26 protein-coding genes are annotated in these 25333 nt (G+C 64.3%); 13 read left to right on the forward strand and 13 right to left on the reverse strand.

Annotated elements, in window-relative coordinates; all coding sequences use genetic code 11:
* Nucleotides 1-73: 73 nt before the first annotated feature.
* From AB4Z43_RS06740 to petA, 4 genes are all read right to left on the reverse strand, one after another.
* The gene (locus tag AB4Z43_RS06740) at nucleotides 74-769 is read right to left on the reverse strand and encodes an acid phosphatase (protein WP_202361832.1); all 696 of its coding nucleotides are present in this window, start codon (nucleotides 767-769) and stop codon (nucleotides 74-76) included.
* A 126-nt stretch (nucleotides 770-895) separates the two neighbouring features.
* A complete protein-coding gene (locus tag AB4Z43_RS06745; RefSeq protein ID WP_019860671.1) occupies nucleotides 896-1753 on the reverse strand; it encodes a cytochrome c1 in 858 nt (285 codons plus the stop codon).
* Between the two features lie 27 nt (nucleotides 1754-1780).
* Complete coding sequence (locus AB4Z43_RS06750; RefSeq protein WP_019860673.1) at nucleotides 1781-3082, reverse strand: cytochrome b; 1302 nt, start codon at nucleotides 3080-3082, stop codon at nucleotides 1781-1783.
* A gap of 16 nt (nucleotides 3083-3098) precedes the next feature.
* Nucleotides 3099-3659: a ubiquinol-cytochrome c reductase iron-sulfur subunit gene (petA, locus tag AB4Z43_RS06755; protein WP_010911121.1), complete on the reverse strand. Its 561-nt coding sequence runs from the start codon at nucleotides 3657-3659 to the stop codon at nucleotides 3099-3101.
* Nucleotides 3660-3974: 315 nt separating this feature from the next.
* Between petA and AB4Z43_RS06760 the strand changes: the two genes are divergently transcribed.
* Nucleotides 3975-4319, forward strand: coding sequence for a cupin domain-containing protein (locus AB4Z43_RS06760; RefSeq protein WP_019860674.1), 345 nt, complete (start codon nucleotides 3975-3977; stop codon nucleotides 4317-4319).
* A gap of 71 nt (nucleotides 4320-4390) precedes the next feature.
* Nucleotides 4391-5275 carry an alpha/beta fold hydrolase gene (locus tag AB4Z43_RS06765; protein ID WP_441936612.1) on the forward strand — a complete coding sequence of 295 codons (885 nt, stop codon included), beginning with the start codon at nucleotides 4391-4393 and terminating at the stop codon, nucleotides 5273-5275.
* Here AB4Z43_RS06765 and AB4Z43_RS06770 read toward each other — a convergent pair.
* Genes AB4Z43_RS06770 through AB4Z43_RS06790 form a run of 5 tightly spaced genes read right to left on the reverse strand, consistent with a single transcriptional unit; the run spans nucleotide 5256 to nucleotide 10247 of the window.
* Nucleotides 5256-5567 carry a DUF6665 family protein gene (locus tag AB4Z43_RS06770; protein WP_064980607.1) on the reverse strand — a complete coding sequence of 104 codons (312 nt, stop codon included), beginning with the start codon at nucleotides 5565-5567 and terminating at the stop codon, nucleotides 5256-5258. The two genes, AB4Z43_RS06765 and AB4Z43_RS06770, sit on opposite strands and share 20 nt — an antisense overlap.
* Before the next feature lies 1 nt (nucleotide 5568).
* Nucleotides 5569-6036, reverse strand: coding sequence for a GNAT family N-acetyltransferase (locus AB4Z43_RS06775; RefSeq protein ID WP_051726863.1), 468 nt, complete (start codon nucleotides 6034-6036; stop codon nucleotides 5569-5571).
* A 4-nt stretch (nucleotides 6037-6040) separates the two neighbouring features.
* Nucleotides 6041-7924 carry an ABC transporter ATP-binding protein gene (locus AB4Z43_RS06780; RefSeq protein WP_441936615.1) on the reverse strand — a complete coding sequence of 628 codons (1884 nt, stop codon included), beginning with the start codon at nucleotides 7922-7924 and terminating at the stop codon, nucleotides 6041-6043.
* Between the two features lie 10 nt (nucleotides 7925-7934).
* Nucleotides 7935-9821, reverse strand: coding sequence for an ABC transporter ATP-binding protein (locus tag AB4Z43_RS06785; RefSeq protein WP_441936616.1), 1887 nt, complete (start codon nucleotides 9819-9821; stop codon nucleotides 7935-7937).
* 30 nt (nucleotides 9822-9851) lie between these two features.
* The gene (locus tag AB4Z43_RS06790; RefSeq protein WP_080643980.1) at nucleotides 9852-10247 is read right to left on the reverse strand and encodes a hypothetical protein; all 396 of its coding nucleotides are present in this window, start codon (nucleotides 10245-10247) and stop codon (nucleotides 9852-9854) included.
* 491 nt (nucleotides 10248-10738) lie between these two features.
* On the opposite strand from AB4Z43_RS06790, the gene AB4Z43_RS06795 reads away from it, so the two are divergent.
* The 3 genes from AB4Z43_RS06795 (at nucleotide 10739) to AB4Z43_RS06805 (ending at nucleotide 12048) form a co-directional block, all read left to right on the forward strand.
* On the forward strand, nucleotides 10739-11197 hold the full coding sequence (locus AB4Z43_RS06795) for a tRNA (cytidine(34)-2'-O)-methyltransferase (protein ID WP_038649114.1): 459 nt from the start codon (nucleotides 10739-10741) through the stop codon (nucleotides 11195-11197).
* 154 nt (nucleotides 11198-11351) lie between these two features.
* Nucleotides 11352-11795 (forward strand): redox-sensitive transcriptional activator SoxR, encoded by a 444-nt coding sequence (gene soxR / locus AB4Z43_RS06800; RefSeq protein WP_019860684.1) that lies wholly within the window; start codon nucleotides 11352-11354, stop codon nucleotides 11793-11795.
* 43 nt (nucleotides 11796-11838) lie between these two features.
* Complete coding sequence (locus AB4Z43_RS06805; RefSeq protein ID WP_019860686.1) at nucleotides 11839-12048, forward strand: hypothetical protein; 210 nt, start codon at nucleotides 11839-11841, stop codon at nucleotides 12046-12048.
* On the opposite strand, the gene AB4Z43_RS06810 is transcribed toward AB4Z43_RS06805, so the two are convergent.
* Complete coding sequence (locus AB4Z43_RS06810) at nucleotides 12045-12302, reverse strand: hypothetical protein (RefSeq protein ID WP_023770299.1); 258 nt, start codon at nucleotides 12300-12302, stop codon at nucleotides 12045-12047. The two genes, AB4Z43_RS06805 and AB4Z43_RS06810, sit on opposite strands and share 4 nt — an antisense overlap.
* Nucleotides 12303-12473: 171 nt before the next feature.
* On the opposite strand from AB4Z43_RS06810, the gene hemF reads away from it, so the two are divergent.
* The 4 genes from hemF (at nucleotide 12474) to AB4Z43_RS06830 (ending at nucleotide 15672) form a co-directional block, all read left to right on the forward strand.
* Nucleotides 12474-13388, forward strand: a complete 915-nt coding sequence (hemF, locus tag AB4Z43_RS06815; RefSeq protein ID WP_019860687.1) for an oxygen-dependent coproporphyrinogen oxidase — start codon at nucleotides 12474-12476, stop codon at nucleotides 13386-13388.
* Between the two features lie 192 nt (nucleotides 13389-13580).
* Nucleotides 13581-13766 (forward strand): DUF1059 domain-containing protein, encoded by a 186-nt coding sequence (locus AB4Z43_RS06820; RefSeq protein WP_027047304.1) that lies wholly within the window; start codon nucleotides 13581-13583, stop codon nucleotides 13764-13766.
* A 260-nt stretch (nucleotides 13767-14026) separates the two neighbouring features.
* Nucleotides 14027-14605: a hypothetical protein gene (locus tag AB4Z43_RS06825; protein ID WP_064980610.1), complete on the forward strand. Its 579-nt coding sequence runs from the start codon at nucleotides 14027-14029 to the stop codon at nucleotides 14603-14605.
* Nucleotides 14606-14691: 86 nt separating this feature from the next.
* Entirely contained in the window at nucleotides 14692-15672 is a 981-nt protein-coding gene (locus AB4Z43_RS06830) for a S8 family serine peptidase (protein WP_441936621.1), read from the forward strand.
* Nucleotides 15673-15752: 80 nt separating this feature from the next.
* Here AB4Z43_RS06830 and AB4Z43_RS06835 read toward each other — a convergent pair whose 3' ends face one another.
* From AB4Z43_RS06835 to AB4Z43_RS06845, 3 genes are read right to left on the reverse strand one after another with little or no spacing between them, the layout of a single operon-like run.
* A complete protein-coding gene (locus AB4Z43_RS06835) occupies nucleotides 15753-17015 on the reverse strand; it encodes a CCA tRNA nucleotidyltransferase (RefSeq protein WP_441936623.1) in 1263 nt (420 codons plus the stop codon).
* Entirely contained in the window at nucleotides 17012-17644 is a 633-nt protein-coding gene (locus AB4Z43_RS06840) for a CoA pyrophosphatase (RefSeq protein ID WP_038653270.1), read from the reverse strand. Before AB4Z43_RS06840 ends, AB4Z43_RS06835 begins: the two co-directional genes overlap by 4 nt.
* A complete protein-coding gene (locus AB4Z43_RS06845; RefSeq protein WP_019860693.1) occupies nucleotides 17644-18273 on the reverse strand; it encodes a DUF1285 domain-containing protein in 630 nt (209 codons plus the stop codon). The genes AB4Z43_RS06840 and AB4Z43_RS06845 overlap by 1 nt, the downstream gene beginning before the upstream one ends.
* A gap of 141 nt (nucleotides 18274-18414) precedes the next feature.
* Between AB4Z43_RS06845 and AB4Z43_RS06850 the strand changes: the two genes are divergently transcribed.
* The 4 genes from AB4Z43_RS06850 to AB4Z43_RS06865 are packed head-to-tail and all read left to right on the forward strand — an operon-like array spanning nucleotide 18415 to nucleotide 25294.
* A complete protein-coding gene (locus tag AB4Z43_RS06850; protein ID WP_038649127.1) occupies nucleotides 18415-19419 on the forward strand; it encodes an AAA family ATPase in 1005 nt (334 codons plus the stop codon).
* On the forward strand, nucleotides 19419-20396 hold the full coding sequence (locus AB4Z43_RS06855) for a DUF58 domain-containing protein (protein WP_038649130.1): 978 nt from the start codon (nucleotides 19419-19421) through the stop codon (nucleotides 20394-20396). Before AB4Z43_RS06850 ends, AB4Z43_RS06855 begins: the two co-directional genes overlap by 1 nt.
* Nucleotides 20393-23212 (forward strand): DUF4159 domain-containing protein, encoded by a 2820-nt coding sequence (locus tag AB4Z43_RS06860; protein ID WP_240564788.1) that lies wholly within the window; start codon nucleotides 20393-20395, stop codon nucleotides 23210-23212. The genes AB4Z43_RS06855 and AB4Z43_RS06860 overlap by 4 nt, the downstream gene beginning before the upstream one ends.
* Before the next feature lie 3 nt (nucleotides 23213-23215).
* Nucleotides 23216-25294 (forward strand): membrane protein, encoded by a 2079-nt coding sequence (locus AB4Z43_RS06865; protein WP_038649135.1) that lies wholly within the window; start codon nucleotides 23216-23218, stop codon nucleotides 25292-25294.
* Nucleotides 25295-25333 lie beyond the last annotated feature (39 nt).

Genomic DNA, 25333 nt, shown 5'->3' on the forward strand with positions numbered 1-25333 from the left:
CGCCGAGCATGGCCGTGAGAAGAAAAGGGGCGCCTGAAGCGCCCCTCGCATCGAAGCCGACTGCTGACGAAGATTACATGCCGAGATCGGAACGAAGCTCTGCCCTGGCCACTTCATATTCGGCCTTGAAGTCGTCGCGGTTGAGCAGGACCGCGGCAATGACGCTGCCGGAAATCTTGCCCATTTCTACGTCGGACGCATAGTGGATACCGCCAACCTCACGGTTGTGGGCGTATTCGGCCGCGCGCGCCATGATCCCGGCGCGCTTCTCCGGAACCATGTCGGCCAGGATGATGCCCATCATGGTGCCGACGGTGGCGTGGCCGGACGGCCACGAGCCGGAGCTCGACAGCTTGACCGCCGGCTTGACGAGATCGCTGAGCTGATGCGGACGCGGCCGCTTCCAGACATCCTTGGCCGGATCGACGACAGCGCCTTCGGTCTCGACCACGCGATCGAAGAAGGCGCTGAATTTCGGCAGCTTCTCCTTGTTGAAATTCGGCCCCATCACATTGGCGAAGCGCCAGACATTCTCCTCGGAGTCGGCAACGGCGCTGGCTGCCATCTCGGGCGTGCGCGTCACCTGCAGCGTCAGCACCTCGCCGAGTTCGGCCTTGGTCTGCGCCGAATCGTTTGCCGGTGGCGGCGGCAGGATCATCGTTAAGTCGATGTCTTTGTTCGTGACGAAGGGTTTTGCGTCTTCGGCCCGGGCGGCCGAGCCGATGACCAGCAACAGCAGACCGGCGGTCAGCGATGCGAATTTCTTCATGGGTGCGATCCTTTGTTGGGAATGGCGCAGGATCGCCGTTGGCGGTGACGGCCATGTGACACAACCTGTCGCCGGAAATGCAAAAAGGCGCCTTTCGGCGCCTTTCTTGGTCGTTGGTTGCGCGGCTTAGTGGGCCACGCCTTCCCACACCTTGCGCTTGGTCAGGTAGACCAGCGCGCCGAAGAGCAGCAGGAACACCAGCACGCGGAAGCCCGTCTTCTTGCGGTCTTCCATGTGCGGCTCGGCGGCCCAGGTCAGGAAGGCAGCCACGTCGCGCGAATACTGGTCGACGGTCTGCGGCGAGCCGTCGTCATAGGTCACCTGGCCGTCGGAGAGCGGCTTGGGCATCTTCAGCGACACACCCGACATGAAGTACGGGTTGTAGTGCGTGCCCTCGGGAATGACCATTCCGGCCGGCGGCGTCTGGTCGTAGCCGGTCAGCAGCGAATGGATGTAGTCGGGCCCGCCCGCGTCATACTGGGTGAAGATATCGAAGACGAACTGCGGAAAGCCACGCTCGACGCCGCGCGCCTTGGCCAGCAGCGACATGTCGGGCGGGGCGGCGCCACCATTGGAGGCAGCCGCGGCTTCCTCATTGGCGAACGGCGCCGGGAAATGGTCGGACGGCTTGCCGGGACGGTCGAACATGTCGCCGGCGTCGTTGGGGCCGTCATGGATGGTGTATTCGGCGGCCAGCGTCTTGATCTGGGCGTCGTTGTAGCCGAGGTCCGACAGCGTGCGGAACGCCACCAGGTTCATCGAATGGCAGGCCGAGCAGACTTCCTTGTAGACCTTCAGACCGCGCTGCAGCTGCGCCTTGTCATAGGTGCCGAACGGGCCGGTGAAGCTCCAGCTCATTTCCTTCGGCTCGTTGATCGGGAAATGCGTGGGTGCCGCCGCATTGTGCGCCTCTTCGGCCGCGAACGCTGCGGTACCGGCAGCCACAAGGCCGACCAGCGCCAGCGAGGTGAGAATCTTTTTCATGCCAAATCCCCTTAGATTCTCTACCGCTCAGCCCTTGGTCTCTGGCGCGGCCGTGGCGCCCGCCGGATGCCCGCTGCCGCCCTTGTTCTTTTCGAGCACCGCCTCGGTGATCGAGTTCGGCAGCCTGCGGGGCGTCTCGATCAGGCCAAGCACCGGCAGCGCGACCAGGAAGAAGGCGAAGTAGAACAGCGTCGCCATCTGCGCCATGAACACATAGCTGCCTTCCGCCGGTTGCGAGCCCAGCCAGCCCAGCAGGATGGCATCGGCCACGAACAGCCAGAAGAACAGCTTGTACCAGGGCCGGTAGACCGCCGAGCGCACCTTGGAGGTGTCGAGCCACGGCACCAGAAACAGCATGACGATGGCGCCGAACATGCACAGCACGCCGCCGAGCTTGGAATTGATCGGCCCGATGTTGAAGGTGATGGCGCGCAGGATCGCGTAGAACGGCAGGAAGTACCATTCCGGAACGATATGGGCCGGGGTCTTCAGCGGGTTGGCGACCGTGTAATTGTCCGGATGGCCGAGATAGTTCGGCAGGTAGAAGACGAAATAGGCGAAGAAGAACAGGAACACGATCATGCCGAACGCGTCCTTGATGGTCGCGTAGGGCGTGAAGGCGACGGTGTCGGTCTTCGACTTGACCTCGATGCCGGTCGGGTTCGACTGGCCCACCACATGCAGTGCCCAGACGTGCAGCACGACGACGCCGGCAATCATGAACGGCAAGAGGTAGTGCAGCGCGAAGAAGCGGTTCAGCGTCGGGTTGTCGACGGCAAAGCCGCCGAGCAGCAGCTGCTGGATCCAGTCGCCGACCAGCGGAATGGCGCTGAAGAAGCCGGTGATGACGGTGGCGCCCCAGAAGCTCATCTGCCCCCATGGCAGCACATAGCCCATGAAGCCGGTCGCCATCATCAGGAGATAGATGATGCAGCCCAGGATCCACAGCAACTCGCGCGGCGCCTTGTAGGAGCCGTAATAGAGGCCACGGAAGATGTGGATGTAGACAGCGATGAAGAAGAACGAGGCGCCGTTGGCATGCATATAGCGCAACAGCCAGCCGGAGTTGACGTCACGCATGATCTTTTCGACGGAGCCGAAGGCGAGATTGGTGTCGGCCGTGTAGTGCATGGCCAGCACGATGCCGGTCAGGATCTGCGCCACCAGCATGATCGCCAGGATGCCGCCAAAGGTCCACGCATAGTTGAGGTTGCGCGGCACCGGATAGGCGATGAAGCTGTCGTAGACCATCCGCGGCAGCGGCATGCGGGCGTCGAACCACCGTTCGATACCGGTCTTGGGCGTATAGGTCGAGTGTCCCTCGCTCATCGAAATATCCCCTGCCTCAACCGATAAGGATCTTGGTATCGGAAATGAATTTGAATACCGGCACAGCCATGTTCTCGGGCGCCGGGCCTTTGCGGATGCGGCCGGCCGTGTCGTACTGCGAACCGTGGCACGGGCAGAACCAGCCGCCGAAATCGCCTTCCTGGCCGAGCGGGATGCAGCCCAGATGCGTGCAGACCTGAACCATCACCATCCAGGCTTCCTTGCCGGGCGTGGTGCGGTTGGCGTCGGTCGCCGGCGCATCGGCCGGCAGATTGGCGTTGCGGGCGATCGGATCCTTGAGATCGGAGAGGTTGACGGCCTCGCCGTCCTTCATTTCCTTTTCGGTGCGGTTGCGCACCACGACCGGCTTGCCGCGCCACTTGACGATCAGCGACATGCCAGGCGTCAGCGAGGCGACATCGACTTCCACCGAGGCGAGCGCCAGCGTCGAGGCATCGGGGCGCATCTGGTCGATGAAAGGCCAGGCGACGGCGCCGGCCCCGACCACGGCAGCCATGCCCGTGGCGACATAAAGAAAATCTCGACGATTGGGATCGTGGATATCGGTTGCGCTCACGGGTGCCTGATCCTTTCGCCTCTTCCGCGCCGGTGGCCGAGCCTTGTTCCCCGCTCAATCACGCCAACCCGACAGCGCATGGCGAACAGGCTAGCGAATTCCTCCGGCATTTGGACTTCGGTTTATGCGTGAAGCCCGTTTTTGTCCAGACGGGTCAAGGCACAAGGGCAGATTGTCGCGGGGACAAAATCCCCTATTGTCCGGCGGGACGGCGAATGGCCGCAAAAGGCGGCTAAACAACCGGGAAACAACCGTAAATCCAAGGGCTCCAGCTTGCCTCGACACAGGGCGCCGGTGTGATCTATCCTCCCGGGCATGGCACACGTCATAGACCGTGAGGAATGGGCGGTTCGCTCCGACCACTGGAAGGGCGAGCTGCAAGGCGGCGCCTACGGCTCCAACTCCTGCCTGATCTTCAACTACCTGCCTGATGAAGGCGGCGGCCCGCGGCTGCATTCCCACCCTTACAGCGAGATCTTCATCATCCGCCAGGGCACTGGCCTGTTTACCGTGGGCGACAAGGAAATCGAGGCTTCCGCCGGCCAGATTGTCATCGTGCCACCCCACACGCCGCACAAATTCACCAATCTCGGTCCGGGTCCGCTGGAAACGACCGACATTCACGAGAACGGCACGTTCATCACGAAGTGGCTCGAGTGACGGTTGATAGCCCTGTCGATTTCCCGATTGCCGACTAGATCTATGGCATAGGCAGTCGGCAGGATCAGGACATGCAAATCTCGACCGTCGAAATCGAAGGGCTGAGCATTGCCATCCGCGAGGCGGGTCCGCCCGAAGCGCCGGCATTCCTCCTGCTGCATGGATGGCCGCAAAGCTCCTACGCGTTCGAACGGGTGATCAGCCGGCTGGCAGCCGACTACCGGGTCGTCGCCCCCGACCTGCCCTGCATCGGTGGCTCGCAAGGCATGCCCCGGGCCGGCGACAAGCGGACCCTGGCAAGGCTGATGAGAGGCGTCGCCGAAGCTTGCGGGCTGCGGCACCTGGTGGTTGCCGGCCATGATGTCGGCGGCCAGATCGTATTCGCCCTGTTGCGCGACCATCCGGAGATTCTGTCCGGCGCGGTGATCATGGATGTCGTCATTCCAGGCGTAGCGCCATGGGAGAAGGTCATTCGCAATCCGCGGATCTGGCACTTTGCATTCCATGCCGTTCCAGCCTTGCCGGAAACGCTGGTGAGCGGCCATCAGAGCGCCTATTTCGACTTCTTCTTCAATGTGCTTTCGAAGGACGGGGCCTCGATCGCTGACGATGCCAGGGAAATCTACGCAAGGGCCTATTCCCGGTCCGAAAGCCTCCAGGCCGGTTTCGGCTGGTATCGCGCCTTCCCCGAGGATGCCGAGGCCAATGCCAAGTGGGCCGGCAAGCCGATCGCGGTTCCGGTGCTGTATCTGAGGGGTGCGGCCGAGCCCGGCGAGATCGGCGACTATGTCGATGGCCTGCGGGCGGCCGGGCTTTCAAAAGTCGTGGGCGACATCATCGCCGACAGCGGGCACTTCGTCGCCGACGAGAATCCCGAAGCGCTCGCCATCCGCCTGGCGCGATTCCATAGGGAAATCAGCGCCGCAAGCTCCGAGCCTACCGGGCGCCGAGCCTGACCAGCACAGCCCTGGGGATGTCGTATTCGCGGATGACGCCATCGTGCTTGCGCAAGCCGCACAGCTCGCGCTGGATGAAATAGCCGTGCACCGCCTCGGCGGCCTCCTTGAGAAGCCTGGGGCGCAACTCCTCATCTGCATTGTCGCGCAACCTGGCCAGCGTTTCCTCGACCTTTTGGCCGGCACGGCCAAGTGCGGCCGCCTTTTCGGCCAGGATTTCGTGGCCAAGCGCGCCAAAGGCCGCTTCAGCGGCTGAAGAGCCGGCAAGATGGGATGGTGGACGCAAGGACATTTCAGTTCCCCTTCCCGAAACGCATGCGGTGGGTGACGAATTCTTCGCCTTCCACGCGCCGGAAGCCAAGCCTTTCATAAAAGCCGAAGGCGTCCTGCGGCGCGCGGGTGTTCAACGCAGTGAAATAGCGGCGTGCCCGATCGATGACGGTCTCGACCAGCATGCGGCCGAGGCCGGCGCGGCGGTGAGGCGCGCTGACGAACAGGTGCCGGACCCGCCCCTGGTCCCTGCCCTCGACATAGGGATCGATGTTCAGCCCGCATACACCGGCAAGTTCGGCGCCATGCCACGCCCCGAACAACGCCTCGCCCCGCTTCAGGAACTTGTTGCGGCCGCTTGCCCAACCATCCGCCAGGCGCACCAGCATCCAGTAGCCTTCCAGCCGGCTCTCATCCTTCAGCCTGTCGAAGGCCGGCGTGGTCGGCCGCAGCCGCTTGAGCACATAACCGACTTCCGGCGTTCCGCCCATGCGCCTACTCCGCCGGCCGCGTCTCTTCGAGCACGCTTTCCTCGTGATAGAGGAAGCCGCCGGACTGCCGCTTCCACAGCCGCGCATAAAGCCCGTCGAGCGCCACCAGTTCGTCATGCGTGCCTTGCTCGACGATGCGGCCGCCGTCCAGCACCACAAGACGGTCGAGCGCGGCGATGGTCGACAGCCGGTGGGCGATGGCGATAACCGTCTTGTCCTCCATCAGCCGAGCGAGATTCTCCTGGATCGCCGCCTCGATGTCGGAATCGAGCGCCGAGGTCGCCTCGTCGAGGATCAGGATCGGCGCGTCCTTCAGAAAGACACGGGCGATCGCCACGCGCTGGCGCTGGCCGCCCGACAGTTTCACGCCGCGCTCGCCGACAAAGGCCTCGTAGCCGGCTCGGTCCCGGTTGTCGCGCAGGCCCAGGATGAAGTCGTGCGCCTCGGCCTTTTTTGCCGCGGCGATCACCTCGGCGTCGGTTGCGTCAGGCATGCCGAGCTTGATGTTGTCGCGCAGCGAACGGTGGAAGAGCGCGGTGTCCTGGCTGACGACGCCGATATTGGCGCGCAGTGAATTCTGCGTCACGTCGGAAACATTCTGGCCATCGATGGTGATCGACCCGCCCTCCAGGTCGTAGAGCCGCAGGATCAGATTGGCAAGCGTGGTCTTGCCGGCACCCGATGGCCCGACCAGTCCGACCTTTTCGCCCGGCTTGACGACGAGGTCGATGCCGTTCAGCACGCCGAACCCCTTGCCGTAGTGGAACTCGACCCCTTTTACGTCGATGCGACCGCCGGCCACGACAAGCTCCCTGGCGTCGGGCGCATCGACAAGCCCGAGCGGCTGCGAGATCAGCGCCTTGGAATTCTCCAGCACACCGAGATTGCGCAGAATGCTGTTGAGCTGCATCATCAGCCGGCCAAGCAGCATGTTGAGCCGCAGCACCAGCGACAGCGTGAAGGCGACCGCACCGACGGTGATCGAGCCCTCGACCCAGAGATAGACGGCAAAACAACCGATCGCCGTGATCATGATGCCCGACAGCGTCGTCAGCGCCATGCGCACGCCGGTCAGCCGGCGGGTGAAGGGGCGCAGCGCGTCGAGATAAATGTCGAAGCCGTTCCGGATGTAGCGATCGTCGCCGTCGGCCGTGAACAGTTTCAGCGTCTGCACGTTGGAATAGGAATCGACGATGCGGCCATTGATCATCGAGCCGGCCTCGGCGGTCGCCTCGGCATGTTTGCGGATCGCAGGCAGATAGAGCTTTGCCAGCCAGCCGAAGGCGGAGATCCAGATCACCACCAGCACCGCCAGTCTGAGATCCAGTCCGGCGACCAGCGCCAGCGTCGTCACCGTGTAGACGACCATGAACCAGACGACTTCGATGAAACTCTCCATCAGGTCGCCGGTCGCTTGCCCCGCCTGCCAGACTTTCGTCGCGATACGGCCGGCGAAATCGTTCTGGAAGAAGGCATAGGACTGGCGCGACACATGCCGGTGCGCCTGCCAGCGCACCAGATTGTAGAAGCCGGGCGTGATCGTCTGCTCGTCGACCAGTGCCGACAGGCCGACGACGATGGTGCGGATGACCAGCACGACCGCGATCATGAACACCAGCTCGGGGCCGGCGGCGGTCCACAGCGCGTGCCAGCTGCGCTCGCCGGGAAGCTGGTCGAGTATATCGACCAGCCGCCCGACGAAGTAGAACAGGCCGGCCTCGACCAGCGGCGCGATGCCGCCAATGACCAGCATGGCAAAGAAGGCGAACTTCGCCTGGCCGACATAGTGCCAGAGAAAGCCGCCGACGCTCGACGGTGGCCGAAGATTCGCCGGCTCCCTGAACGGATAGACCCAGTTCTCGAACCAGCGATAGATGGCTGTCATCATGCGGCGGCCATCATTCTGCGGCTTGCCCCTTCGCGATCACGTCATTGGCGATTTCGGCCGGTATGTCCTCGAGCAGGAACCCGCCCGACTGGCGTTGCCAGAGCTGCGCGTAGAGCCCGCCCTTGGCGACCAGTTCGTCATGCGAACCTTCCTCGATGACACGGCCCTGATCCATCACCACAAGCCTGTCCATCGCCGCGATTGTCGACAGCCGGTGGGCGATGGCGATGACGGTCTTGCCCTGCATGAGCTTGTAGAGGTTCTCCTGGATGGCCGCTTCCGCCTCGGAATCCAGCGCCGACGTCGCCTCGTCAAGGATAAGTATAGGCGCATCCTTCAACATAACGCGAGCAATGGCGATGCGTTGCCGCTGGCCGCCGGACAATTTGACGCCGCGGTCGCCGACATAGGCGTCGAACCCCTTGCGGCCCTTGTGATCGGCGAGCCCGCCAATGAAGTCCAGCGCCTCGGCCCGCCGAGCCGCCTCGACAAGCATCTCGTCCGAAGCATCAGGCCGGCCGTAGAGGATGTTCTCGCGCACCGACCGATGCAGCAGCGAGGTGTCCTGCGTGACCATGCCGATCTGGGCGCGCAGCGAATCCTGCTTCACGCCGGCGATCTCCTGGCCGTCGATCAGGATCTTGCCACTTTCCAGATCGTAGAAGCGCAACAGCAGATTGACCAGCGTCGACTTGCCGGCGCCCGAGCGGCCGACAATGCCGACCTTCTCGCCCGGCTTCACCGTCAGCGACAGGTTTTCGATCACGCCCTTCTGATTGCCATAGTGGAAGCGGATATCCTCGAAGCGGATCTCGCCCCTGGAAACGGCGATCTCCTTCGCGTCCGGCCTGTCCTCGACAAGGCGCGGCAGCGAGATCGAGGCGATGCCGTCCTGCACGGTGCCGATGTTCTCGAACAGGCCCGACATCTCCCACATGATCCACTGCGACATGCCCCACATCCGCAGCACCAGGCCGATGACCACGGCGACCGCGCCGATCGTCACCACTTGCCCCATCCACAGCCACAGCGAAATGGCGGTGACCGAGAACAGCAGCAGGGCGTTCAGGATGTAGAGCGTGCCGAAAAGCACCGTCACCAGCCGCATCGACCGGTAGACCGTGTCGAGGAAGCCCATCATGCCTTCCCTGGCGAAAGTCGCCTCGCGCTTGGCATGACTGAACAGCTTGACCGTCTGGATGTTGGAGTAGCTGTCGACGACGCGACCGGTCATGACCGAGCGCGCATTGGCCTGCTCCTCGCCGACCTTGCCCAGGCGGGGGATGAAGTAACGCAGCAACAGGATGTAGCCGACCAGCCAGACGCCCAGCGGCGCGGCCAGCCGCCAGTCGGCGGAGCCGACGATCAACAGCATGCCCAGGAAATAGACGATGACGTAGTTGAGCACGTCGATCACCTTGATGACGCATTCGCGCACGGCGAGCGCGGTCTGCATCAGCTTGGTGGCGATGCGGCCGGCGAACTCGTCCTGGTAGAAGCTCATCGACTGGTTGAGCAAGTAGCGGTGCACCTGCCAGCGGATGCGCATGGGATAGTTGCCCATCAGCGTCTGCTGGTTGAGCAGCGAATGCACCCATACCGTGCTCGGCAGTGCGAACAGCACGATGAAGGCCATGGCGGCAAGCTTCCAGCCTTCCGTTTGAAGGAAGGTTTCGCGATTCTGCCCCGACAGCCAGTCGACGATGCGGCCAAGGAAGCCGAACATCCACACTTCCGCGATGGCGATGGCCGCGACCAGCACCGCGTCGACAAGGATATAGGGCCAGGCGCCGCGCGTATAATGCAGGCAGAAGGCCACCAGAGTCTTGGGCGGCTCGACCGGTTCCGCCGCGGGGAACGGATCGAGCCTTCTTTCAAACCAGCTGAACAACAACATAGGTCATGCCTGTGAAAATCTGTTTTCCGCTTACGCGGCGCGTGAACGTACGAAGTCCTCGGACCGTGTGGCGCCGAGGGCCGACGGTCCGGAATCATCCGGACCGTCGGCCCTGCTTCGCGCTATATAGGGGTTCGCGGGCTTTTCGCCGACAGGCTCGTTTGCTGATCCTGACGGCGCGGTGTCGACAAGCCGGATTTTCGCGCCCGGCCGGATCAGCCGGATGATCCGGCGCACCAGCGAAGGCCGGCTGGGGTCCGGAACAGCGTGCGAGAAATCGACATCCGGCAGCATGCCGCGATGCGGCCGGCGCCGGACTTCGGCATGGACCGCCGACGAATGGGTCTCGCCGATCAGCAGTGCCCAGGTCGGCAGTCGGTGGATATGCAGGCTCCTCGAGCCCGGTATTCTGTAGGGATCGAACATCGGTCCGTCCTCCGTATGAAAATAGAGATGAAAAGGCCAAGCAACATCGTCCGCCGGCATTCGGCCGGAGGCACGGATTGCCTCGGTCCGCAACCGACGCTCGGCATCGGTCTGGACACGACAAGTGTCGGTCCGGACGCGACTGAACGAGTCGGTCCGGACATGTTCAGGTGGGGCGTTCAGCCCTTTTGACTTTTTGAAAAACATCGCAGGATTCCTTCGAGAGCCGAAAAATCGTTTCGGCGGGAATCGGTGCGATCAAGTCTTAGAGAGTCAGGAGAATCGTCGAACCGAAGCCGCCGGCAGGCGTACAAGCCCACGAGAGGGGCGCTGGATGTGCATGGTCATCATGAGTGTCCCCTCCATCGGTTCGGGTTGACAATGCGACTGACATACCCGACTTCGCAGAAAATGGCCACCCGCAGGTCCAGGAATTTCCAAAACCGGGAAACTCCTGTGGCCGATCTGCCACTTATTAGAAGGATGCGGAAATGAACTGTCGTCTCCGCATCGCGCTCTACCAGCCGGACATTGCCGGCAATACCGGGACAATCCTGCGCTTCGCCGCTTGTCTCGGCCTTGGCGTCGACATCATCGAGCCGGCCGGCTTTCCGCTTTCCGACAAGGCGCTCAAGCGCGCCGGCATGGACTACCTCGAAATGGCTGCCCTGACCCGGCATGTCGACTGGAACGCCTTCGAGGACCGGCGCAAGAAGGACGGGCGCCGGCTGGTGCTTCTGTCGACCAAGGCGGCGACCCCCTACACCAACTTCAGCTTTGCCGACGGCGACATGCTTCTGTTCGGCCGCGAATCCGCGGGCGTGCCGGATCCTGTCCATCAGGCGGCGGATGCGCGGCTGACCATCCCCATGCAGGGCAGCGCGCGCAGCATCAATGTCGCGCTGTCCGTCGCCATGGTGGCGGGCGAAGCCGTCCGGCAGCTCGGATAGGATCGGCGGCCCATCGATGGCCTCGTCGTCGCCGACGACAGCGGTTTCTCCGGTCATTCTCACCCAGGCGCACATCGCCTTCTCCTGTCATTGCCCAATCAACATTTCTTCGCTACAAGCTCAACTTAACTTGAGGTCAAGCGGAAAGTGAGAAATGGCACCGGTAACGGAATTGACGGTCGGCCAGGTGGCCATGCGCAGCGGCGTCGCGGTGTCGGCGCTGCATTTTTATGAGACGCGCGGGCTGATCCGCAGCCACCGCACGTCAGGCAACCAGAGGCGTTATGGCCGCGACGTGCTGCGGCGGGTGGCAATCATCAAGGTCGCGCAGGAGGTCGGCATCTCGCTGGCCGAAATCGGCGAGGCGCTGGCCTCCCTGCCGGAAGGCCGCACGCCGACGCGCGACGACTGGGGATTGCTTTCGACCGCCTGGCGCGACGCGCTCGACCACAAGATCGCCCAGCTGAAGAAACTGCGCGACGGGCTGACCGACTGCATCGGCTGCGGCTGCATGTCGATCGACAAATGCCCGCTCAGGAACAAGGGCGACCGGCTGGCGAAGGAAGGCACTGGGGCGAGAAGGTTGGTTGCAACCTGAATGAAAGCAATGCGACTATGAGGCGATACGGAAGGAACCGTCAGTGCTGGGACATCTAATCCAACCTGAAGAAGAGACACAACTCATTACGATCTACCGGGTGGACTCCGGCGGCATGCCAACGCTCTTTACGTCCCTGAGCTTCGACGAGGCGCGGAAAATGGGCTTTGAAAAATTCGGCAAGCTACTTGGCGAGAACCTGATCCTGGATTCTCCAAAATTGCGCGACCTATTTTCTCGTGACGTTCTTTAGTCCGCCGCCGGCAACCGCCTGATCGTGAACTCGATCAGGTCGCCCGGGCGTTCGAACCAGCTTTCGATCTCGGTCCAGTAGGCTTGCTTGGGAAAGCGCTCGAACCACTCCTTGGCCTTGAGCCGCGCATCGGAGCGCGGCAGGACGAAGGTCTCACGCAGAAAACCGTCGCGCGGCATGCGTGCGCGCTCAGCCCGGCTTTGATCGAGCCTTTTCTTCAGGCCATCCAGCGGCGGTCTTGCCGGGGTGCGCACCAAACAACTCCCTGCGCCTGGCGCATGACCCGAAAATCGGAATCCGAGTTTCGGAAAGGATCATGCGCAAAAGCAAAGTGACTTGACCCTGTTCCCTAAGAGATTAGGGATCGCGCCGGCAAAAGACGAGTCATTTGTAGGGGCGGTCGCCCCGCAACCGGAGACGGCATTTTGGAACGACCTGAAATACTGGTAGGCCTGCCCGCCGACATCGAAGAAAAGAAGATGAAGGCGCGCCTGTGGTTCGAGGCGCTGCGCGAACGCATCTGCGGCGCTTTCGAGCAGATCGAGCAGGATCTCCAGGGCCCTCTCGCCTCATGGTCGCCGGGCCGCTTTGAAAAGACACCCTGGGAACGTGATGCCGGCAAGGGTGGCGGCGGCACCATGTCGATGATGCATGGCCGTGTCTTCGAGAAGGTCGGCGTCCACACTTCGACCGTTTACGGCGAGTTCTCGCCCGAATTCAGGAAGCAGATGCCCGGCGCCGAGGAAGACCCGCGTTTTTGGGCCTCCGGCATCTCGCTGATCGCGCACCCCTGGAACCCCAACGTTCCGGCCGTGCACATGAACACACGCATGGTGGTCACCTCGAGGCAATGGTTCGGTGGCGGCGCCGATCTGACGCCGGTGCTCGACCGCCGCCGCACCCAGGACGACCCCGACACTGTCGCCTTCCACCGCGCCATGCAGTTCGCATGCGAGAAGAACGCCGCCATTGCCGACCACCCGAAATTCAAGGCCTGGTGCGACGAGTATTTCTTCCTGCCGCACCGCAACGAGCCGCGCGGCGTTGGCGGGATTTTCTTCGACTGGCTGCATTCTGGCGAGGACAAGGGCGGCTGGAACGCCGACTTCAACTTCGTCCAGGACGTCGGACGCTCCTTCCTCGTCGTCTACGGCCACCTCGTGCGCGCCAATTTCAACGAAAACTGGACAGACGGCGACCGCGACGAACAGCTCATCCGCCGTGGTCGCTATGTCGAATTCAACCTGCTTCACGATCGCGGCACCATCTTCGGCCTGAAGACCGGCGGCAACGTCGCCTCGATCCTGTCCAGCCTGCCGCCGGAGGTGCGCTGGCCGTAGGATCAGCCGGAGCAATTCCGTCCGGAATCGCGTCAAGTCGAGGAGACAGGGCGGGTGGCGCACGATGCTTTGATGCAACCAGACCGCCCCTCCCGTGTTATAGTTCTCGCCCCGTCCACGTCCGGGAATGGACCGTGGGCCAAAAAAGTGGCGGAGCCTCGACCGGCTCCCTGGAGGAAAAGGAGAAATCCGATGAAGCAATTCCACTGCGGCTCGCTTGTTCCCGGCTGTGAGTGGCACACCCGTGCCGACGAGGAAGCCGAAGTGATGCGCCGTGCCGTCGAGCATATGCGCGAGACGCATGGCGAGACGACAATCCGCGAAACTATGATCGAAGCGATCCGCTCGCGCATAGAGAAGGTGCGCGACGCCGCCTAGGCTTTGCCCTGGCCAGGAGCCGTCGGCAACGGAAAAACAGCCGCGTTGGCGCTTCGAGATTGAATGGAAGCGCCATCGCGGACGCCGAGCGAGCCAGACCCCGCAGGGTCAAAAAATCATATTTGCCTCAGCTAAAATAAACCACGCGGTAACCGAACCCGTGCCACTGTCGGTCGGATAATCCGGCTACAGTGGGCTGCCAGAGAAGCCCTTCGCCACCAGGCACTGGTCCGGAATCAGTGGGGCGAGGTGTTTCGCGCATGCGCGAAAAGTCCGGCAGTCGAGTGAGGTTCGGCACGATGGTGTTCCTGCTGGGCGCGCTCATCGGGGCGTCCCCGGCTGCTGCCCAGGACATGACGACATCGTTGGTCGACATACATCAGGGCTCGCCGCTCAGTGATCGCGCGAGAAGCCTGGGCAATGGCGGCTACGAACTGCAGAACGGGACCTTTGTCTCATTCAACCAATGGTACCGGGCAAGCTGGGTCGACATGCATGTGGACCTGCTCACCCAGATCACGGAGGATACCGGCATCCTTTGGGGATTTGGGACCGGCGAACAGGGCGAGAAGTATCGGATCGAGCCCAGCCTCAAGCTTGGCTTCCTCACTCAGATGCATCCGAACCCGAACAGCACCCTTTCCCTTTCACTCACCACGACCATCGGCGGCAAGCTCACCGAAAAGTCCTGCGAAGCCGACTACGGTGATTTTGGCACCTACAGCGTCAATTGCCGGCTCGCGGCCAGCCAGATGGCGCCTGAGGAAACCTTGAAATATCTGGTTAACGCTAAACCGGAGAGCCAGCACATCTGGCTGAATTACCGTGTTACTTTCTGATCGCCGGGAGGATGTAAATGAGAAAATCATCTCGCCCCGAAATTCGCGATCACCCGTCTTGGTTCTTGTCTGAACGGAGTAAGAGCATGTCCCGGAGTTGCCTGAAATTCGGTATCGCCACGGCTCTCGCCATCCTGTCGGCGCCGATGGCGTCGGCACAGGAGGCGGTCAGTGCGGACGAGATGGCCGCGCTGTGCCACGGCGGCGGCCTGTCCACATGCGTGAGCGCAACGATCCCGGCCGCGGGCACGCCAACAGTGCAGCGGTGGATGAGCCCCGACGTAGGCGCCGCTTGGGCGGCGGGATACAAGGGCAAGGGCGTCACGATCACGATAGTCGACGATTTCTCCAGCACATCGCGCTTCTCCGGCAATTTCGGTGTCGGGGTTCAAACCCAGCGCCACGGTGAATGGACGCGTGAGGAAGCCGGCATGATCGCGCCCTTGGCGACCATCAGGTCGAAGGACTTCTCAACCGGTTCCGCCGTCGGCCTGGCGCCCGGCCTGAACGTGCTCAATCTGAGCTACGGCATGTACGCCAGGGCGGGCTACAGCTCGAACCAGATCGGCTGGGCCCCGGAAGAGGCCTCCATCATCTCCTATGCCACCAGGGGAACGGCTGTTGTTTCGAAGGCCGCAGGCAACGATTCGGTTGCCGTGGGTGGGATCACGAACGGCCAGCAGGACTATCTCGACCTTGCCCTGATTAGAAAACCATCCGCGATCTTCGTCGGTGCGCTGTCCACCAACGGCACAACGTCCAGCAAGGCCCAGCTTGCCTGGTATTCCAACACCGCCGGCTCCAATCCGCTGGTGCAAAGCCACTTCCTCGTTGTTGGTGTCGATGGAAGCAAGACAGGCCTTTATGGCACCTCCTTCGCCGCACCGATCATTTCAGGATATGCGGCGATCATCGGCAGCAAATTCACCAGCGCCACGCCAATCCAGATCACCAACGATCTGCTCAACACGGCTCGTACCGACACGCTGGTCAACTACAACGCCTCCGTCTACGGCAAGGGCGAGGCAAGCCTTTCGCGCGCGCTGGCTCCCACGGCGATCAGGTAGGAAAGCGACGCTTCGCCCGGTCAAATCGTCGCCTCGGTTATGGCTTTTCTTTCGGCACGGTCGTCCGGCCAGGCTCAAGTCTAAGCTTCAAGCGCCTTCGCGGCGCGTTCGAGCAGCGCGCCGCGATCGGGGGCAAATCCCGCCTCGATCCATTCCGTCTCGAGGTTCTTGAGGATTTCGCCCAGCTTCGGCCCCGGCGTGGCGCCGAGCGCCGTCAGGTCGGCGCCTTTCAGCGGAAACACCGGTTTTTCCCATTTGAGCGCGAAGGCCAGCAGGCGCGAAAAGCCGCCGGCTTCGAGCAGCGCGTTATTGTCCTCGACAGCGCGCACCCGGGCTCCGGCAAGCGACAGCCGCAGGCGGTCGACAACCCCTTGCCGGTCGCCGCGATAGAGCCTTTTCGCCAGTTCGCCCTCGGTCGTCTTCGGCTCAACGGTCGTGGAGATCGCCCAGTAGCGCAAACGGTCTGATTCCGCGGTCGAAAACCTCAGCCGCTCGGCCAGCGTCTTCATGCGCGCGGCATCCGGCGGCACGATCGCCTCCAGCCGCAGCATCGGATCGGCCCCCCAGCCCAGATCCTTCTCGGCCTTGGTCAGCCCGTGGATCGCGTCGATGCCCCATTTCTCGCTTTCCGGCAGCGCGGCGGTCAAAACGCCAGCCTGTCGCATCCACAGCAGCGCCCGCGACGGATCAGGCGCCGAAAGCAGTTTCTTCAGCTCGGACCAGACGCGCTCCGCCGAAAGTTGCGCCAGGCCATCCTTCAGCCGGGCGCAGGCCTTCAGCCCCTCGGCGTCAGGCCGGCCTTCGCCATACCAGGCGAAAAAGCGGAAAAAGCGCAGGATGCGCAGATAATCCTCGCGGATGCGTGCCTCCGCATCACCGATGAAGCGCAGCCGCCGCGCCTCAATATCGGCGATGCCGCCGACCAGGTCGACGACGGAGCCATCCGCGTCCGCGTAGAGGGCGTTGATGGTGAAGTCGCGCCGCTCGGCATCGAGTTTCCAGTCGCGCCCGAACGACACCTTGGCGCGGCGGCCGTCGGTCTCGACATCGGCGCGCAAAGTGGTGATTTCATAGGGCTTACCGCCGGCGACCACCGTGACGGTACCATGCTCGATACCGGTCGGCACCGGCTTGAAACCCTCCGTCTCGGCGCGGCGGATGATTTCCTCCGGCAAACAGGTGGTGGCGATGTCGACATCGGCGACCGGCTGGCCCATCAGCGTGTTGCGCACGGCGCCGCCGGCGACACGGGCCTCCTCGCCGCCTTCTGCCAGGGCGGCAAGCAGGCGCTGCAAATGCTTGTCGGCAAGCCAGTCGGCCCTGCCCGCGATCGAAACACTCACGCATAGAGCCTTTCATAGAGCGTGCGGATGATGCCGGCGGTGACGCCCCAGATGCGGCGGTCGCCATAGGGCATGTCGTAGAAGAACCATTCGAGATCGTTCCACATGCGGCTGTCGCGCTTGTGATTCACCGGATCCATCAGAAAGCGCAGCGGCACTTCGAAGGCGGCATCGACCTCGTCGGCATTCAAGTCGAGCTGGAAGCCGGGCCGCACGATGCCCAGCACCGGCGCGATGCGATAGCCGCTGCCGGCGACATAGTCGGGCATGCGGCCGATGATCTCGATGCGGTCCTGATCGAGGCCGATCTCCTCGAAGGTTTCGCGCAGCGCCGCCGCCTCCGGGCTGGCATCGGTCGCATCGATGGTGCCTCCGGGAAAGGCCACCTGCCCCGAATGGTTGCGCAGCTTTTCGGCCCGCTTGGTCAGCAAAACCGTCGCTTCGTCTTCGTGATCGACCACGGGGATCAGCACCGCCGCATTGCGCAGCGGCTTGCCCGGGTTCAGCCGCGGATGGCCCGGATTGAAGCGATGGTCGCCATAATCGTCGCCGGCATGGGCATCCGGCTGGGCGGCGAAGCGCGCGCGAAAATCCGCCGATGAAAACGGCATCAGTGACACGCGGTCCATCATGCGCTGAGCCGTTTCAACTGGTCCGCCGGCATGATCGGGAACACCGCGCCCTTTGAGCGCACGGCAAACATCGCCTTGCCGCCGATCTCGATCTCCTCGCCATGCCCGACCAGCTCGTACATGACAGGCCGCCCGACCAGCGCTTCCAGCCTGCCGCGCACCAACACATAGGGCTTCAGGCCCCCGGTCTCGTTCTCGTCGATGAAACGCAGCGGCCGTTCCGGCCCCGCCTCGACCACGTCGCCGACATTGGTGCGGAAGGTGATGATCTGTTCGTCGCCACTGCCCGAAACATCCATTTCGACGGCGATGAACGGCGCATCGGCGACGCGGATGCCGACCTTTTCCACAGGCGTGACCAGATAAGTCCTTCCGTCCGCGTCCTTGCGCAGCACCGAGGAAAAAAGCTGCACCAGCGGCATGCGGCCGATCGGCGTGCCGAGATAGAACCAGGTGCCGTCGGCCTTGATCTCCATGTCGAGATCGCCGCAAAAGTCGGGATTCCAGCGCTCGACGGGCGCCGCACCCTTGCCGGCACGCGCCGCGCGCGAGATCAGCGCTTCCAGGCCGCGCGCCTCGGTTGCCTGCGTAAGGCTTTGTTGGCGATGTTCGTCGTGTTCCGTCATCGTCACGAAATAGTCACTGTTGTTCCGCTTGTCAGCCTAAGTCTGTGATTTAAGTTCGACCATAGGCGCTACGCGAGGCCGAATCGCGGCAACCTATGATATGGTGCGGGCCGGTATTTCCAACCAAAGGGATCGAGCCGAATGAGCGTGATGGTCAAGGAAAGCCCGATCAGCGAAACGGATATGATCGCCGAGGCCGAAAAGGCGCTGGCCGACATTTCCAGAATCCGCGACGGGGTCGGCCGGGTGATATTCGGCCAGGAGAGTGTTATCGAGCGGACGCTCGTGGCGCTGCTGGCCGGTGGCCATGCGCTGCTGGTCGGTGTTCCCGGCCTCGCCAAGACCAAGCTGGTCGAAACGCTGGGAATCGTGCTCGGCCTCGATTCGCGCCGCATCCAGTTTACGCCCGACCTGATGCCGTCCGACATCCTCGGTTCCGAGGTGATGGAGCAGGACGAGACCGGCAAACGTTCCTTCCGCTTTATCCCCGGGCCGATCTTCGCCCAGCTGCTGATGGCCGACGAGATCAACCGCGCCTCGCCGCGCACCCAGTCGGCGCTGCTGCAGGCCATGCAGGAATACCACGTCACCATTGCCGGCGCCCGCTATGACCTGCCCGCCCCCTTCCATGTGCTGGCCACGCAGAACCCGCTGGAGCAGGAAGGCACCTATCCGTTGCCGGAAGCCCAGCTCGACCGCTTCCTGATGCAGGTCGATATCCTCTACCCCGAAATCGAGGCCGAGCGCCGCATCCTCCTGGAAACCACAGGCATCGAGGACGCCAAGGCGCAGAACGTGCTGCAGCCGGCGCGATTGAAGGAGATCCAGACGCTCATCCGCCGCATGCCGGTGCCCGAAAGCGTCGTCGAGGCGATCCTCACTCTGGTGCGTTCGGCGCGTCCGGGCCAAGGCAATGCCGAGACCGACAAGCATGTCGCCTGGGGTCCCGGCCCGCGCGCCAGCCAGGCGCTGATGCTGTGCACGAGGGCGCGCGCGCTCTACGATGGGCGGCTGGCGCCCTCGGTCGACGACGTGCGGGCGCTGGCCGAGCCGGTGCTGCAGCACCGCATGGCGCTGACCTTCGCCGCCCGCGCCGAGGGCACCAGCGTACGTGACGTGGTGGCGAAACTCGTGAAAGGGATTTGATGGCGCGTATCGGCGAGGTCCAGGCTCCGGCAGCGACGCGCGATGCGCTCGCCCGCGGCCGGTTGCGGGCTTCGCTGGTGCCCGACCTGCTGGTCGAGGCGCGGCGCATCGTCAACACCGTGATCGCCGGCTGGCATGGCCGCCGCAAACGCGGCATCGGCGAGAATTTCTGGCAGTTCCGGCCCTATGTCGAGGGCGACTCCTCACGCATCGACTGGCGCCGCTCGGCGCGCGACGACCACACCTATGTGCGCGACCGCGAATGGGAAGCCGCCCATACGGTATGGCTGTGGGCCGACCCCTCGCCGTCCATGCTCTACAAATCGACCGGCGCCAGCGTCTCCAAGCAGTCGCGCGCGCTGGTGCTGGCGCTGGCCATGGCCGAATTGTTGTCGCGCAGCGGCGAGCGCATCGCCTGGCCGGGCCTGACCGATCCGTTCACCGCCCGCAACGGCGCCGAGCGCATCGCCGCCCAGCTGATGCATGCCGGCGACTTGCCGGCGAAGCCTGACCTCACCGACATCAGGCGCTTCTGCGACATCGTCATCGCCAGCGATTTCCTCGACCCGGTCGAGGAGACGATGGAATGGCTCGACGTGCTCGCCCGCCATGGCGTGCGAGCCCATCTGATCGAGGTTGCCGACCCGGCCGAGGAAACCTTCCCCTATGCCGGCCGCACCGAGTTCACCGACCCCGAGACCGGCGAAAAGCTGACCGCCGGACGCGCCGAAATGCTCGGTGACGAATACCGCCTGCTCTACACCGCCCGCCGCCAGGAGCTGGCCGGCTGGTGCAAGCGGCTCGGCTGGAGTTTTACCGTCAACCACACCGATCGGCTCGCGTCCGACGCGCTGGTGCGCCTGCACATGGCCATGACCGCCGATGGGGGTTATGCCGGGCCTAGCGCCGGCGGCCGCGCTGGTCAATTCGGGCCGACCGCCGCTGGCGGTCAACCTGGAAAGGTGGTTGGCGCATGAGCTGGCTGCCGCTCTCCTTTGGCGCTCCCATGGTGCTGTGGGGCCTGCTGGCGCTGCCGGTGATCTGGTGGCTGCTCAGGCTGACGCCGCCCAAGCCGCAGGCCGAGATCTTCCCGCCGCTGAAGATCCTGGCGCGCGTCTTGAAGCGCGAGGAGACGCCGCATCAAAGCCCCTGGTGGCTGACGCTGCTCAGGCTGCTGATGGCGGGCCTCATCGTCGCGGCCCTGGCCGAACCGGTCTTCAACCCGCGCGAAAAACTGCCGGCCGAGGGTGCGGCCCTTGCACTGGTCATCGACAATGACTGGGCGAGTGCCGCCGACTGGAACAAGCGCGTCGCCACCGCCGAGCGGCTCATCAAGGATGCCGGCTCGAACGGCGTGCCGGTCATCATCGCCTTCACCGCCGAAAAGGCCAATGCGGAGATCGGCCCCTTCGATGCCGCCGCCGCACTCGACCGGCTGCGCGCCGCCAAGCCGCGGCCGATCCCGACCGACCGGCCCGCCGTCTATGCCCGCGTCGCCGGCGTGCTGCAGACCTTGCCCGGCGCCAGTGTCGCCGTGCTGGCCGACGGCCTCGCGGCCAAGGGCGACGAGGCCGCCTTCAACACGCTGTTGTCGAAGAATGCGGCACGCGTGGTTTGGGCAACGGCCGACCGGCTTTCGCTGACCGGCCTCACCGCCGCGGACAACCAGGTCGACGGTTTCGCGCTCACCGCCATCCGCGCGCCGGGTGACCCGGCACCGGCGCAGGTCACCGCCGGCGCCTTCGACGACAAGGGCCGCCGTATCGCCGATGCGACGTTGACCTTCACGCCCGGCGAAGCCACCGCCACCGGCACCATGGCGGTGCCGTTCGAGCTGCGCAACGACTTCGCTTCGATCGCCCTCGACGGCGAACGCCAGGCGGGTGCGGTGCGCGTGCTCGACGAAAGCTCCAAGCGCCGCCGCGTCGGGCTCTTATCGCAGGCCGAGGCCGACCAGGCGCAGCCGCTTCTGTCACCGCTCTACTATATCAGGCGCGCGCTGCAGCCCTTCGCCGATCTGGTCGAACCCTCCAGCGCCGATCTCGCCGACGCCATCCCGCAGATCCTCGACCAGAAGCCGGCGATGATCATCATGGCCGACATCGGCACCATTCCGGCGCAGGTCCGGCAGCGATTGGTCGACTGGGTCGACAATGGCGGTACGCTGGTGCGTTTCGCCGGCTCGCGGCTGGCCGCCGCCGGCAATGACGACGATCTGCTGCCGGTTCGCCTGCGCACCGGCGAGCGTTCGCTCGGTGGCGCGCTGTCCTGGACCTCGCCGCAGCCGGTCACCGAATTCCCCAAGGCCGGTCCCTTCGCCGATCTGGCGCCGCCCACTGAAGTCACCGTGAGCAGGCAGGTGCTGGCCGAACCGACGCCCGATATCGTCGAGCGCACCTGGGCCGCTCTTGCCGACGGCACGCCGCTGGTCACCGGGCTGAAGAAGGGCAAGGGCACGCTGGTGCTGTTCCACGTCACGCCCGAGGCAACATGGTCGAACCTGCCGATCTCGGGCAGCTTCGTCGAGATGCTGCGCCGCATCGTGCAGCTGTCGCGCAACCAGGGCGCGGCGATCGCCAATGCCGAAGCCGCCGCCACATCGCTGGCACCCTACCGCATGATCGCGGCCGACGGCTCGCTGGTCCCGCCGACGCCGGACGCACGGCCGCTGGTGCCGAGCGCCGGCGCGCGGGTGACCTTCGAGAACCCGCCCGGCCTTTACGGCTCGGATACCGGCGTCTTCGCCCACAACCTGCTCGACGCCGCAAGCACGTTCGTGCCGCTGGCGCGCCCGCAACTCACTGTTCCGGTCACATCAATCCAGTACGCCTTCGATGAATCCCGCAATCTGAAAGGTCCGCTGGTCACATCAGCCCTGGTGCTGATGCTGCTCGACACGCTGGCCGTGTTCTGGATGGGCGGGCTGTTCTCGCGCCGGCGGCGCCGTGCCGGCGCTGTGGCCACCACCGCGGCGGTCGTGATCGCGCTTGGCGCGCTGTTCGGCCATGCCGATTTCGCCCGCGCCGACGATGCCAAGCCGGGCGACGAGGCGGCCATCACGGCGATTTCGAAGACCCGCATCGCCTATGTGCTGACCGGCGTGCCGGGCGACGATTCGATCAGCCGCGCCGGGCTCGAGGGCCTGACCCGCTTCCTGATCGAAAAGACCGCGCTGGAACCCGGCGCGCCTGCCGGTGTCGACATTGCGAAGGACGAACTGTCCTTCTATCCGCTGATCTACTGGCCGATCGATCCGGCCGCCCCGATGCCGAGCCAGGCCGCGATCGCCCGCATCGACGCCTATATGCAACAGGGCGGCACGGTGCTGTTCGACACGCGCGACCAGTTCGCCAACGGCATCGGCGCCGATTCGACCAGCCCGGCGACAGAGCGGCTGCGCGACATCCTCGCCAACCTCAACGTGCCGCCGCTGGAGCCCGTGCCGTCGGACCACGTGCTGACCAAGTCCTTCTTCATCCTGCCGGAGTTCCCCGGCCGCTTCGCCGGCAGCCCGCTCTGGGTCGAGGCCTCGCTCGACGCCAGCAACGCCGACAACCGGCCGGTGCGCACCGGCGACGGCGTCTCGCCGATCATGATCACCGCCAATGATTTCGCCGGCGCCTGGGCGGTCGACGAGAATGGCGACCCGCTGCTGCCGACCGTGCCAGCCGACCCTATGCAGCGCGTCTACGCGCTGCGCGCCGGCGTCAACATCATGATGTATATGCTGACCGGCAACTACAAATCCGACCAGGTGCATGTCCCCATTCTGCTCGAACGGCTGGGGCAGTAACCAATGAACTGGTCGATCTCCTTCGAACCGCTGATCTCATGGCCATTGCTGGCCCTCGTGCTGGTGCCGCTGGCGCTGCTGGCGCTTGTCGGCTTGTGGTTCCGCCAGCGCGGCGGTGTCCTGCGCTTCGTCGCCCTGCTGGCGCTGGCCGCCGCCCTGTTCAACCCGGTGTTCCTCAATGAGGAGCGCGAGCCGCTGAAGAGCGTCGTCGCGCTGATCGTCGACCGCAGCCAGAGCCAGGACATCGGCGACCGTACCAAGCAGACCGATGAAGCGCTCGCCGGACTGCAGCAGCGTCTAGGCCGCTTCAAGCAGTTCGACGTCCGCGTCGTCGAGGCCGGCAAGTCCGATGCCGCCGAGGAGCGTACCGAAACACGGCTGTTCGGCGCGCTGGAAGGCGCCTTCCGCGACGTGCCGCCGTCGCGCATCGGCGGCGCCATCATGATCACCGATGGTGAGGTGCATGACGCGCCCCCGGGTGCGCCCGACTTCAACGCGCCGCTGCACGCCTTGATCACCGGCAACGACCACGAAAAGGACCGCCGCATCCGCTTCGAGAACGCGCCGCGTTTCGGCATCGTCGGCAAGCCGCTCGACATGACCTACCGCGTCATCTCGACTGAAAACGAAGCCGCCCCGGTCGATGTGCGCGTCTCGGTCAATGGCGAGCAGGTCTCGGTCGAGCATGCCACCGTCGGCCAGGCCATGCCGCTGCAGGTGACCATCCCCGGCGCCGGTCGCAACATCATCGAACTCGCCATCGACCGCGAACCCGGAGAACTGACCGACACCAACAACCGCGCCATCGCGCTGGTCGACGGCATCCGCGAGAATTTGCGCGTGCTGCTCGTTTCGGGCGAACCGCATGCGGGCGAGCGCACCTGGCGCAATCTGTTGAAATCCGACGCCTCGGTCGATCTCGTCCACTTCACCATTCTGCGGCCGCCGGAAAAGCAGGACGGCACGCCGATCAACGAATTATCGCTGATCGCCTTCCCGACGCGCGAACTGTTCGTCGAGAAGATCAAGGATTTCGACCTCATCATCTTCGACCGCTACCAGCACCGCGACGTGCTGCCGATCCTCTACTACGACTACATCTCCGAATATGTCGAAAAGGGCGGCGCGCTGCTGATCGCCGCCGGCCCCGAATATGCCGGCGAGGCTTCGATCGCGCGCACGCCGCTGATGTCAGCGCTGCCGGCCATGCCCACCGGCGAAGTGGTGGAAAAGGCCTTCTATCCGCGCCTGACCGACCTCGGCCAGCGTCACCCGGTGACGCGCGGTCTCGATGGTTCGGCCACCGAGCCGCCGCACTGGAGCCGCTGGTTCCGCACCATCGGCGTGCAGAATCCGCAAGGCGAGGTGGTGATGAAGGGCGCCGACAACCGGCCCCTGCTGCTGCTCGACCGCAAGGGCGAAGGCCGCGTCGGCATGCTTCTGTCCGACCAGGGCTGGCTGTGGGCGCGCGGCTTCGAGGGCGGTGGTCCGCATGTCCAGCTCTACAGGCGCATCGCCCACTGGCTGATGAAGGAGCCCGAACTCGAGGAAGAGCGGCTGACCGCCGAGGGACGCGGCATGGTGCTGGAGATCCGCCGCCAGACCATGGCCGACGATCCAGGCTCCGCGCAGATCATCACGCCCTCAGGCAAGACAGTGACCGTCAAGCTCGATAAATCCGAGCCCGGCGTTTTCCTCGGCAGCGTCCAGACCAATGAGATCGGCCTCTTCCAGGTCGCTAATGGCGATCTCACCGCGCTCGCCCATGTCGGACCGGTCAACGCGCCGGAATTCGCCGACGTCGTCTCCACCGAAAACCGGCTGAAGCCACCGGCGGAAGCCACCGGCGGCAGCGTGCGCCGGCTGGCGTCATCGACGGCGCTGGGCAGCGACGTGACCCTGCCGTCCATCGTGCCGGTGCGCTCGGCCGGCGATGCCTCCGGCAGCGACTGGATCGGCCTGCGCACCACCGACGATAGCGTCTTGAAGGCCGTCTCGCGCGTGCCGCTGTTCGGCGGCTTCCTCGGCCTCGGCCTGCTGCTCCTGGCCATGGGCTCGATGTGGTACCGCGAGGGGCGGTAGCGCAGCGCCTCTTCCTTCTCCCCTTGTGGGAGAAGGTGG

Source organism: Mesorhizobium sp. 2RAF45 (genome assembly GCF_052115225.1).
Taxonomy (GTDB): domain Bacteria; phylum Pseudomonadota; class Alphaproteobacteria; order Rhizobiales; family Rhizobiaceae; genus Mesorhizobium; species Mesorhizobium jarvisii.

Coding starts and splice junctions, on each gene's coding strand:
- AB4Z43_RS06775 (WP_051726863.1), bottom strand. CDS start 6,036: ATGGGCGGAACGCCGGAAGTCGGTTATGTGCTCAAGCGGCTGCGGCCG.
- AB4Z43_RS06820 (WP_027047304.1), top strand. CDS start 13,581: ATGAAGCAATTCCACTGCGGCTCGCTTGTTCCCGGCTGTGAGTGGCAC.
- AB4Z43_RS06865 (WP_038649135.1), top strand. CDS start 23,216: ATGAACTGGTCGATCTCCTTCGAACCGCTGATCTCATGGCCATTGCTG.
- AB4Z43_RS06770 (WP_064980607.1), bottom strand. CDS start 5,567: ATGTCCTTGCGTCCACCATCCCATCTTGCCGGCTCTTCAGCCGCTGAA.
- soxR (WP_019860684.1), top strand. CDS start 11,352: ATGGCACCGGTAACGGAATTGACGGTCGGCCAGGTGGCCATGCGCAGC.
- AB4Z43_RS06845 (WP_019860693.1), bottom strand. CDS start 18,273: ATGACGGAACACGACGAACATCGCCAACAAAGCCTTACGCAGGCAACC.
- AB4Z43_RS06760 (WP_019860674.1), top strand. CDS start 3,975: ATGGCACACGTCATAGACCGTGAGGAATGGGCGGTTCGCTCCGACCAC.
- AB4Z43_RS06750 (WP_019860673.1), bottom strand. CDS start 3,082: ATGAGCGAGGGACACTCGACCTATACGCCCAAGACCGGTATCGAACGG.
- AB4Z43_RS06785 (WP_441936616.1), bottom strand. CDS start 9,821: ATGTTGTTGTTCAGCTGGTTTGAAAGAAGGCTCGATCCGTTCCCCGCG.
- AB4Z43_RS06740 (WP_202361832.1), bottom strand. CDS start 769: ATGAAGAAATTCGCATCGCTGACCGCCGGTCTGCTGTTGCTGGTCATC.
- AB4Z43_RS06765 (WP_441936612.1), top strand. CDS start 4,391: ATGCAAATCTCGACCGTCGAAATCGAAGGGCTGAGCATTGCCATCCGC.
- AB4Z43_RS06840 (WP_038653270.1), bottom strand. CDS start 17,644: ATGGACCGCGTGTCACTGATGCCGTTTTCATCGGCGGATTTTCGCGCG.
- AB4Z43_RS06790 (WP_080643980.1), bottom strand. CDS start 10,247: ATGTTCGATCCCTACAGAATACCGGGCTCGAGGAGCCTGCATATCCAC.
- AB4Z43_RS06855 (WP_038649130.1), top strand. CDS start 19,419: ATGGCGCGTATCGGCGAGGTCCAGGCTCCGGCAGCGACGCGCGATGCG.
- AB4Z43_RS06745 (WP_019860671.1), bottom strand. CDS start 1,753: ATGAAAAAGATTCTCACCTCGCTGGCGCTGGTCGGCCTTGTGGCTGCC.
- AB4Z43_RS06825 (WP_064980610.1), top strand. CDS start 14,027: ATGCGCGAAAAGTCCGGCAGTCGAGTGAGGTTCGGCACGATGGTGTTC.
- AB4Z43_RS06860 (WP_240564788.1), top strand. CDS start 20,393: ATGAGCTGGCTGCCGCTCTCCTTTGGCGCTCCCATGGTGCTGTGGGGC.
- AB4Z43_RS06850 (WP_038649127.1), top strand. CDS start 18,415: ATGAGCGTGATGGTCAAGGAAAGCCCGATCAGCGAAACGGATATGATC.
- AB4Z43_RS06780 (WP_441936615.1), bottom strand. CDS start 7,924: ATGATGACAGCCATCTATCGCTGGTTCGAGAACTGGGTCTATCCGTTC.
- AB4Z43_RS06830 (WP_441936621.1), top strand. CDS start 14,692: ATGTCCCGGAGTTGCCTGAAATTCGGTATCGCCACGGCTCTCGCCATC.
- AB4Z43_RS06795 (WP_038649114.1), top strand. CDS start 10,739: ATGAACTGTCGTCTCCGCATCGCGCTCTACCAGCCGGACATTGCCGGC.